General features: G+C 38.7%; 7 protein-coding genes and 2 pseudogenes. 1 reads left to right on the forward strand and 8 read right to left on the reverse strand.

Features of this window, described 5'->3' with window-relative positions:
- Nucleotides 1-299 precede the first annotated feature (299 nt).
- From IM450_RS21560 to IM450_RS21585, 6 genes and pseudogenes are all read right to left on the reverse strand, one after another.
- Entirely contained in the window at nucleotides 300-2,072 is a 1,773-nt protein-coding gene (locus IM450_RS21560; RefSeq protein WP_287665356.1) for a hypothetical protein, read from the reverse strand.
- Nucleotides 2,073-2,528: 456 nt separating this feature from the next.
- The gene (locus tag IM450_RS21565; RefSeq protein WP_287665354.1) at nucleotides 2,529-4,667 is read right to left on the reverse strand and encodes an O-linked N-acetylglucosamine transferase, SPINDLY family protein; all 2,139 of its coding nucleotides are present in this window, start codon (nucleotides 4,665-4,667) and stop codon (nucleotides 2,529-2,531) included.
- An 18-nt stretch (nucleotides 4,668-4,685) separates the two neighbouring features.
- Nucleotides 4,686-4,865, reverse strand: a pseudogene (locus IM450_RS21570) (Uma2 family endonuclease); the annotation flags it as partial.
- A gap of 237 nt (nucleotides 4,866-5,102) precedes the next feature.
- Nucleotides 5,103-6,119 carry an Npun_R2821/Npun_R2822 family protein gene (locus IM450_RS21575; RefSeq protein WP_287665351.1) on the reverse strand — a complete coding sequence of 339 codons (1,017 nt, stop codon included), beginning with the start codon at nucleotides 6,117-6,119 and terminating at the stop codon, nucleotides 5,103-5,105.
- A 140-nt stretch (nucleotides 6,120-6,259) separates the two neighbouring features.
- Nucleotides 6,260-6,400: pseudogene (locus tag IM450_RS21580) on the reverse strand (IS30 family transposase); the annotation flags it as partial.
- Nucleotides 6,401-6,591: 191 nt separating this feature from the next.
- Nucleotides 6,592-7,875 (reverse strand): aspartate aminotransferase family protein, encoded by a 1,284-nt coding sequence (locus IM450_RS21585; protein ID WP_002803176.1) that lies wholly within the window; start codon nucleotides 7,873-7,875, stop codon nucleotides 6,592-6,594.
- A gap of 126 nt (nucleotides 7,876-8,001) precedes the next feature.
- Between IM450_RS21585 and IM450_RS21590 the strand changes: the two genes are divergently transcribed.
- Complete coding sequence (locus IM450_RS21590; RefSeq protein WP_002803175.1) at nucleotides 8,002-9,060, forward strand: potassium channel family protein; 1,059 nt, start codon at nucleotides 8,002-8,004, stop codon at nucleotides 9,058-9,060.
- Here the strand turns inward: IM450_RS21590 and IM450_RS21595 are convergent, their stop codons facing one another.
- On the reverse strand, nucleotides 9,061-9,471 hold the full coding sequence (locus IM450_RS21595; RefSeq protein WP_287665347.1) for a PIN domain-containing protein: 411 nt from the start codon (nucleotides 9,469-9,471) through the stop codon (nucleotides 9,061-9,063).
- Nucleotides 9,468-10,505, reverse strand: coding sequence for a hypothetical protein (locus IM450_RS21600; RefSeq protein ID WP_287665345.1), 1,038 nt, complete (start codon nucleotides 10,503-10,505; stop codon nucleotides 9,468-9,470). Before IM450_RS21600 ends, IM450_RS21595 begins: the two co-directional genes overlap by 4 nt.
- Between the last annotated feature and the right edge of the window lie 165 nt (nucleotides 10,506-10,670).

The raw sequence follows: 10,670 nt of genomic DNA on the forward strand, positions 1-10,670 counted from the left end.
ACCTAATATTATCTAAAGACTAAAAGTCTTTCTAGTTAAGAAACTTCCCCGAATAGAAATGATTTTAATTGCCCCATGTTTTTCTTAGTCGCCTACCCACGATTCAGACCTATTTGAGGAGAAATCGAGCAAATAGGTCGAGTTCGTAACTATTCTGATTGACTGGTATCATTTGAAATGACTACACAGCAATCTGCTCATAAAATTGGCCGATTGTCAACAGCGTTTGAGATGCGCTTACCCTTTTCTAGGTTGGCAGTGGTTGCTTGACCAAGAACAAAAGGTAAGGCAGCGTAGGATTATTTTTTAATGTAAATACGAACTCCTTGAACTTCATCAACTAGCCGATAATTTTCATTGATAACCTTAGCGATTTCAGGAAAAACTTCGTGTCCCTGAGTTTCTCTATCGGTAAAGAAAAACATTCTTGGAGCTACAGCATCAACAAATAACTTAGCATTAGAATTAATAAGATCGTCTGCATACTGTTTGAAAAAATATTGCTGTAGGGGAGAGTATTTAACTGGCCCGATCGCACCGGCCCTTGTTGCTTGTATAAGTCCCGTGTCAACATATAGCTCTGATGCCCATCCCCAGACAGCCATAGATTCACCAGGAGAAGCATACTTGAGAATAGTTTTTGCAATCGGACTAAGATAATTTCTAGCAAATCTTCGGCGATTATTAAGGTAAACATTATCTGATGTTATCGTTGTGGCAAATTGTAAAAAACTACTAGCAACTGTAATAAAAATTACACCTGTTAAAAGAGAGAAATTTAAGTTTGAACGGGTTAATTTTGACACTTGTAAGACTTGTGCCAGTTCACCTATAAAAACACCGATGAGAAATCCACTAGGTATGATTAGAAACAGTAAATAATGAGTAAACCCGTTCCCCGGTCTAATAATTGAATAACTCGATGCTGCCCAAATAAATAAACTGTAATAGACAAAGCAAAATGTCTGGTACTTTTCTTGATTTTGGCTTAAGGAAACACGCTTTAATATCAGAAATGGTACTCCTAATATCAAGACAATTGCTGTTAGTAAAAATAATATCCTTGTATCTGGCACTCTTCCTGACATATTAAGAAATATGATAATTTTTCCGAAAAAGCTTAGTTGATTTACGTTTCCCATCAAACCATGAGTAGAATAAATCAATAAATTCTGTTCTATGTAAGATTTCCAGAAAGCATCATATATTGAGAAAATTGTTAGATATAGTATGACCAGAGCGGAGAACAACATTCCCCCAAGAAAGAAAGCAGCAAGACTCCTGATGAATTGACCTCTCGCGCTGCTTTTTAGCCAGAGGATATGCAAAAATATACAAGCAATTGAGAAAGCTATAGGAACTGACTGAATTTTGGCAAAAGGAGTAGTTCCCAGGATAAAACCCAAGGCAAATATCAGCCGATTAGGATTAGATGAATTACCAGCATAATATTTACAAACGATTAACAAAGCCACACTTAATATTGCCACCGAAAAATGTTCACTTGTATAATGCACATAGTCGAAAAATGTCATGAAGGCGACAGTGGTAACCACAGGAACTATTGCTAGGCGAGAAAGGCTCTTATCGTAGAGAGTGGATAAGGCATAATAAAGACAAACAATAGCAGCAATGATCATGATTAAGCCGATCACACGACTACTAGCATATTCAATTCTGAACCCAAAAAAAGCTGGTAGAGTCAGAGGATAGACATTGAGTGGTCCAGATGAACCTGTATCTACCGCACGCCAGAAAACTGGATCTTTCAACAGTTTTATTGCACCCGATGTAAATAGTGCCTCATCGGGGTTTAGCATTGGTGGCAAGAAACCTGGCCAGCGTGCTGCTAAAATAAAAGTCACTAAGGAGATAATAAATATTAGATTTGACAATAAAAATTTCTGTATCTTACCCGTGGGAGTTGTCAGGAATATGAGAGGAGCAAAAGCGCAAAAAATGAAGATAATAAAAGTGACTATTACCGATATTCTGTAAATAATTGACAAAGATTCAACATTTGCCAAGTTACTCAGTAGCCACCACCGTAAATCAATTTGGTTATTTACCATTTTTTCACCTTTTAGGGATCAATATACAAGTATTTTTTCTTTTAGACGATTTTGCACATCATTGGGAGAGATTTTTAACTGCTTCTGCACCGACTTAGGAATGATAAGTTCCTAATTCATCAAGCTTGTTCAGAGGGAGCATCTCATTTGTGCAAGTGAGTAATTAGGGTATGCTGAATATTAATGGAAGCATTACTAGAAACCAGTTTTGGGACTTTTTTAGTCAAAAAAGTGCAAGAAATAAACCTTGAGAAATCGATCCGAGGGACTCAAAATCCTTGCACTTTCATTCGACTCCCGACGACCGACTCCTAACCCCAGCAACAAACTTTTTCAGCAAACCCTAATTAATTGGCAAGAGTTCTATTAAATCCTCTAATCTTTTTAAACTCCCCGACGCTGAATTTTTCCTGCCCCGATTCGATACTTTATTGATTGCGAATAACTTTCTCATTATCAATTTCCCTCCCAGATTTTTAAATAAGCATTTTCCATATTTTGGGCGAATTTTTTCCCTTGCCAGAGGGGAGCTGTGTCACGATTTCCTAACAGTTGATGACTGATGTCTTGACGAAAGGAACGATCGAGTCCTAATTTTACTCCCCAGTGGATATATTCTACCTCATTCCAGCCAATTCCGGCTTCAATACCAGCATTAATCATAAAAGTATAACTATTGCGGGCGTAAAATTGTTCTCCTACCAGTGTAACTAAAGGGATTCCTTGCCATAAAACTTCTAAGGTGGTGGTAGCACCATTGTAGGGGTAGGTATCTAATACCACATCGGCAATCTGTAAATTAGCGCGATGGGTATATTCATCTATATCTCTCGGTAAAAACCGCAATCTTTGGGGATTAACTCCCTCGCGAATCGCTATTTCAGTAAATAATTCTTGAATTTTTTCAGTCTTACCGACTCCCTTAATCAGAAAATAACTATTAGGCACTTGTGCGAGAATTTTCATCTGAAGTTTAATAGTATCAGGATGGCGTTTCATGCCATTTTGTACGGAAAAATAGATGGTAGCATCGGGAGGAATTTCTAAATCTTCTCGACGGAGATTGGGAGTGCCGATTTCAAAACCATCCACTGCTAAATATGTCTCTGGTAAACGATAGATTTTTTCTCGATAATATTCCTCCGCTTGCTGGGGTAAAACGTAGGGATCGGCGATATAGTAATCTATAGTTGCTAATCCAGAAGCATCCCAACCTAACCAAGTCACTTGTTTTGCTGCGGGTTTCAGGTCCATAATCTGATTGGTGAAATTATGGGTTAAACTATCTAAATCTACTATAATATCTATCTGATCCTGTTGAATTTGTTGGGCAACTTCTAGGGGATTTTGAGCGTAGGGAAAATGACGGATAATATCTCGGCTATCCCGGAACCATTGACGGGTAATTTCATCTTCTTCTTGGTTAATAGTATAGATGGCTATTTGCAATTTTTCTCGATCATGATGGTGAATTAACCAACGACTTAACCAAGGGACAGAATGATGTTTTAAGGTACTAGCAAGATAACCAATCGTTAGTTTTTCTGAAGCTTTTTCGTTTGTAATTAAAGGAGTTTTAAAACTATTATTATCAAGAAAAATTTCGGCGACGCAATTAGTTAATTTTCGATTGGCTAAGGCTCGATCACCTAGGTAGGGTAGGGGACTAGAAACATTGAGAAAGCTAGTTTTAATAATCGGTTCTAGAGTAATATTTTTCCGACGGGTTAATTCCTGTAATAAATCATGATATTCTTGATAAATATGATCAATTTCTTGCCAAACTCCCCAGCGCAAAAGTATTAACAAAATTAGATAATTACTGTATAACTTTAGGGTTGGGGTTAGACAAATTTCTCGCAACTGATAGGCAGTTATCAAAGAATTATCAAAGTCTTCTGCTAAAATATAGAGGTTAACCAATTGTTCCAAAAGACTCAGATCATTTGGTCTTAATTGCAGACAAAGTTTAATAATTTCTACTCCAAAAGCGGGACTTTGTTGCTCGTTGGTGACTCGTGCTGATATCTGAAAAGCTTGCGGGATAAAACTATCGGCTAATTCCCCTAGGTAAGGTAAACTTGCTTGAGCTAAATCTAAAGTTAATTCATGGGGATATAAAAGACTTTTGAGAACTACATTTAAAAGCAATTCTCGATCAGGATTATATCTGAGATTCTCTTGAATAGGATAATTAAGTAGTTCTCCTGGAGCGAATATTTCTAAATCTAAAGCTAAGTCGAATAAAGCTAATAAATTATTAATTGACTTGGGAACAATTTCCTGTAGATGATAGCGAAAATATTCTACAGCTGCCAGATCACCTTTTCTTTGTTGTCGTCGCGCTTCTGCGTCTAAAACTGCTTCTAATTCTGCTTGCCATTGCTTAACTTCTTCCGGATTACCTCCCCTGAAAACATTTTGCCACATCACCTGTGCCTCTGCTTCTAAATTTTGCAGAAGATAGGCAACTCCTAAGTACCAATAGTCAGAAATATTTTCGGGATTGTTATCGATTAGTTCCTCGTAGATTGCCGCAACTTGGCGATAATTCTCGGCAATTAAAGCTTGATAAGCGTCAGGATGCCAATTCATAAATTTAAATATCAATTATTATTTTTTTTGAGATAATATCTTCAGAAAGTCTTGATGTTCTTGACTGGCTAAACCTTGCTGTAAAACTGTCAAAACCTGTCCCAAGTTACCCCCTAATAAAGAATTAACATCTAACCAAAGATCGGGGAAAACCTGCGAGTAAATTATCCCTCGACTATCGGGTTCAAGTTTAATATATCTGAACTTAACCGTGGAATCGCTCTACTCTAGATACAGTAAACAGTACAGCCATTTTCAAGGGGAAAATGTACCCAGTAATCGCTTGTCAATTTTTTCTGAGAAGCTCCAGGCAGTAAGGACTGTATGGGGGAAGTCTTGGTATTGAGCTAGAATGGTGTATTAGTAAAACTGTTATGTGTTCTTTAAGATGCGTTGGACAAGATGCAGACACAGTAAAGTAGTTGATCATGTCCATCAAAACAAATTGGCTACCTTCTTTTTTAACTTTTTTAAGTTTTTCTCAAGTGAATGCATAGCTTTTATTAAAAAATTTGCTTTCTTGAGGCGCTTCGGTTTTGCTTCAGGTTCTTCCAAAAATCTGTAATACATAAAAACGTCTCGATGCGGTATATCAATATCTTCTCCGCCACATAACCTCTTGAATCTATCTGAGCCATAACCCATATAATGAATTCTGTGAATTGGCTTTAATCCTTGCTTGTTGTAAAGCACATAATCCTTCTCCACAAAAGGATCTACACTGGCAATATTTCCAGTTCTCTCTTCAGATTTTTCACTCAACGTATAGTTGAAAAATTTCCAGTTAAGTTTAAACGTAATATAGCTAAAAAGGTAGACCTCATCCCACCAACCTCGCTCATTGATAAAGTTCACTTCCTCGTCATGCAGTAGTGCAAGTTTAATTTGCGCTAAAGTGTCGGAATTTAACAAGCTTGATTTAGCTGCGAAAAAATCAGAGCAATGACAACAAGATTTTATGTCTTGAATAGCACGAGATGGATATTTTCTTATAATCATTTTGGTGTCTAGAAAACAGTCTTCTTTCCTATGTTCCCAGTCGTCAAAAATACAATCATACTCTATTAGTTTATTGAAGCAATCCTCTAATGAAGACATTACTAGCTCATCACTATCAATATAGACAAAGTATTCAAATTGACCATCAAATGAACATAGTTTTCTTATGGTGTTTGAACCATGATACCAAGCAGATTTCTTTCGAGATAGAAACCTCTGATCGCTCCATACTTCTGATGCAAAATTAGACCATTTTTCAATTGATGATTGATTGTCAAAAAGAAAAACATTATCTATCTTGAGAGATTTAATTTTGTCAACCCTATCGTCATAAGGAATTATGCAGATTGGAATATTTTTGTCATAATTAGTCCTGATGCTATTAATAAGGGCAATTAGCTGATCGTATAAGTTATCATTAGCTAACGTATATATTCCTCTCTTTGAAAACATTCTAACTCCTTAATTTCTTGCTCTAGCGACCTGAGCTTTGATCATGTACATTTAGGGATTGTCTGATTCTTCTACAGAGCGATTGTCTGGCTGGGATATTATTCCTTCCTCCGCAAGTCCCCTATCTTTAGTAGGCCAATTCAAGTCTGAATTGCATCACTGTCTAATCTACCTTCATAGAATACCTCATTCGGGATACGATAGTCAAGACATTTTCGAGGACGATTGTTAATCAAGTTTACGGCTCTTTCTACCTCCTCTGGCTTAAGGATTTTACAATTCTACGTTCATCTTATAGCAATTTTCATAGTTGTGAGGTACAGAGTCTTAGGTTTTGAGGAATCAGGAGTTAAGATTTTGGTGTACCTCATGAGATTGGGAAACGCTATATATTTAATTCCACCCACCCACTGGAAACTGTCAACTTAAAACTTACATCTGATAACTGATAACTGATAACTGATAACTGAAATTAAACCACTTTAGCGATGGCTGCTTCTAGCTTATCCATAGCCTCATCTACTTCTGTTTCCGAGACGATTAAAGGCGGTACAAAACGGAGAACTTTCGGACCTGCGGGGGCAATTAATAAACCCTCTGCCAAGGCTGCATTAACAATAGTAGATGAAACTAACTCACTTTCTGAATTAATTTCCAGACCATTAATTAAACCCCAACCGCGCACATCAACAAATAGATGGGGATATTGAGAAGCAATCACGCGTAAACGGGCCCGTAATTGTTCCCCTCGCTGCTGGACATTTTCGAGAAGATGATCCCGTTCAATGGTTTGTAATACTGTTAAAGCTGAGGCACAAGCGAACGGATTACCTCCAAAGGTACTCGCATGACTACCCGGTTCAAACACATCACAGAATTTTCTGCACATCATCGCACCGATGGGAATACCCCCCGCTAAACCCTTAGCAGAAGTGAAAATATCCGGTTCTACCCCCAAATTCTCATAACCCCAGAGTTTACCAGTTCTTCCGACTCCCACCTGTACCTCATCAAAGACAAGCAAAATGTTATTTTCGTCGCAAATTTGCCGTAAACGTTGGAAATATTCGATAGCTCCCGGACGAACTCCCCCTTCACCCTGCAGCGGTTCCAACATAATCGCGGCCACACGACGATTACCCTCATCGAGATCAGCGATCGCATTTTCCACCGCTTCGATATCATTATAGGGAATATAGGCAAACCCCGGCATCAGGGGTTCAAAGTCTTTTTGGTACTTCGGTTGACCGGTTGCGGTGATGGTAGCTAAAGTGCGACCGTGAAAACTAGCATGAGCAGTTAAAATAACTGGCTGTTCGAGGAAATCTAGAACCGTATGGGCATATTTCCGCACTAATTTAATTGCCGCTTCGTTCGCTTCCGCACCAGAATTACAGAAAAAGACCTTATCAGCGCAGGAATGATCGACAATCCATTTAGCTAGTTCCCCTTGTTCGGGAATATAGTATAAATTCGAGACATGATGGAGTTTTTGGATTTGCTGGCTAACCACTTCAATTAAAGCGGGGTGTGCGTGACCGAGGGTACAGGTGGCAATTCCCGCGACAAAATCAAGGTATTGTTTACCGGAAGTATCCCAGAGAAGACAGCCTAACCCTTTGGCGATCGCAATGGGAAAACGACCATAAGTATTCATCACATAGCTGTTAAAACTATCTGGATCGAAGGGTTGATTCGGGTTTAAATTGGGAGTGGGATCAACTAGGGTTGGTTCTAAAAGGGTTTCTGGACTCACTGGGGAACTCCTGCGCGATTAGACATAGGGGAAATTATAATCAAATCCGTCTGAGAAGGACGGGTTATTTAGATTAAAAACTGATTTCATTGTAAGTTACTAGACAGTGTTAGGGGTGAATTTTGCTTGTCTATCAGTGAAGATAAATATCGTCGTCTGCGTCAGGAATTAATCGGGGGAATTTTTGCCCTGATTGTGGTATTTTTGCTGGGTACGCTTTGGTATCATCTGATCGAGGGTTGGAGTTGGCTAGATTCGGCCTATATGACGATTAGTACCCTCGCTACCGTCGGTTTTGGCGAAATTAATCCCCTAGGTGAACGGGGACGATTGTTTACAATGGTTTTGATTATCATGGGAGTAGTCAGCATCGGTTATATTGTTAATCGCTTGACCGAAGCTTTAATTCAAGGCTATTTTCAAGAGGGACTCAAACAGAGACAGGAGAAACGCTTGATCGATCGACTATCAGAACACTATATCATCTGTGGTTTGGGTCGCACGGGGAGACAGGTGGCGATCGAATTTTACGCCGAAAATATTCCTTTTGTAGTCATTGATACAGACCCCCTACAGGTAAATCGGGCCAAAGAATTAAATTATATTGTTGTTCAAGGAGATGCCACCTTAGATAAATCTTTACAAATGGCAGGAATTGAACGCGCTATTTGTATTGTGGCCGCTTTAACTTCCGATGCGGAGAATTTATATACAGTTTTGTCTGCTAAAACTCTTAATCCGAAAATCCGCGCCATTGCTAGGGCCAGTACCGAGGAAGCAGTACAAAAATTACAACGGGCCGGGGCCGATGCGGTAGTATCTCCCTATATTACCGGCGGTAGAAGATTAGCGGCCGCGGCCCTACGACCCCAGGTGATGGATTTTGTCGATGGGATTTTAACCGGAACTGATCGATCATTTTATATGGAAGAATTTTTAATCGATCCGCGGACTTGTCCCTGTGTCGGTTTAAGTCTTAGTCAAGCACATTTAAGATCTCGATCGGGGGCCTTAGTTTTGGCTATACGTCGCGCCGATGGTACGCTAATCGGGGGACCCACTGGCGATACGGAATTAATGGCCGGGGATCTGTTAATTTGTATGGGAACGGCCGAACAATTACGCAGTTTAACTCAGATTTTAATCCCCATGCGATCGGATGGTTTACGTTTACCGAAGCATTAGTTAAAGAATCGATAAAAAATCGGCTGGTAGCATTGCGGGAACAGGGGAAACAGCAAAATCTCTTAGGTTTCGCGTTATGATTATTTCTAGCTTTTCCGATTCAGCAACGGCACTGGTAACGGCATCTTCAAAATCTTTCATCTGACTTGCCAATGCTTGCCTAATTATTGCATCTGTCACCCTAGCAACTTGCAAATTCTCTAGAAGACTTATCACCAACTTTCTTGAGCTTTCCCTTCCATTTTCTCTAGACAAAATATAATAAATATTAGTGACAGCATGACCGGAAATATATCCTTGAGTTTTACCTGTCTTAACTGTATTTAATGCTTGTACAGATGCGGGAAAATGTGGTTCACGCTTAACCAAAACATCTAGCAATACATCACTATCGAATAGGACTCGTTTCACCGATACTTCTCCACTAAATAATCAATATACGATTCTTTTGGGTCTTCTGGTCCTAAATCGACAACCCCCACTAAGTCTCTTGTCCAAGGATCAAGATCGCTTAAGTCATCTGTTAGGGAATGAGAGGTAGTTTCTGAGGATACATTACTAGGATTAAATCGCTCTTGAATTCTGAAAATTATTAAACTACTATAAGCTCTCAATTGGGTGACTAAAGATTTGTCAGTATCTTGGAAATATTCGGTTATAGTACGATTAGAAACCGATAGAGCATTTTTAGCTCCCTGGTAAATTTGCTCTAATTCTGAATCGGCAAACATATCAATAAAAACATCTATGGTTTCCGAGAGAATGTGTGAACCTTCCACCACTCTGATTAAATCGTCTGTTAGGGAATGAGAGGTAGTTTCTGAGGATACATTCTTAGGATTAAATCGCTCTTGAATTCTGAAAATTATTAAACTGTAATAGGCTCTCAGTTGGGTGACTAAAGATTTGTCAGTATCTTGGAAATATTCGGTTATAGTACGATTAGAAACCGATAGAGCATTTTTAGCTCCCTGGTAAATTTGCTCTAGTTCTGAATCGGCAAACATATCAATAAACACATCTATGGTTTCCGAGAGAATGTGTGAACCTTCCACCACTCTGATTAAATCGGCTTTTTCTTCACCAGTCTTTCCCTCATTGATCTGAGCAAGGCTGATAAATAATTGATTATAGGCAGTAATTTGATTAGTAAATTGGTCTATATATTGGATTAACTCCAGTGCTGAATCCTCATCTCTATACTGTTTCCATACCTGAAACCATAATTTATCAATTTGATAAAATATATCGGCTCTTGCTTGATAAGTTTTAGAGTTATCTTTAACTTGCTCAACTAAAATCTTAGTTTCTTGTAGTAAATTATCCAGTATTATCCGATCAGAATCGGTGACAATTTGATCGAGTTTATCTGTAATATTTTGCAGATTTTCTAACAAAAGTTGTCCTAAATTTTCCCGTTCGACTGAAGTTTGCAGACTATTCATCATATTTACCTCTCCTAAAACGGATCTTCTAGGTTCTGTGTGATAAGTTTAACTTACATCGGATCGATCAATCTTTGTGTCCTTTGTGTCTTTGTGGTTCGTTCCACCCCCTCGCTAGGAGGAATGTATCTTAGAATACACTTTACCCACCAAATCCAAGAGAGC

Source organism: Microcystis sp. M083S1 (assembly GCF_020246405.1).
Classification (GTDB): Bacteria; Cyanobacteriota; Cyanobacteriia; order Cyanobacteriales; family Microcystaceae; genus Microcystis; species Microcystis aeruginosa_C.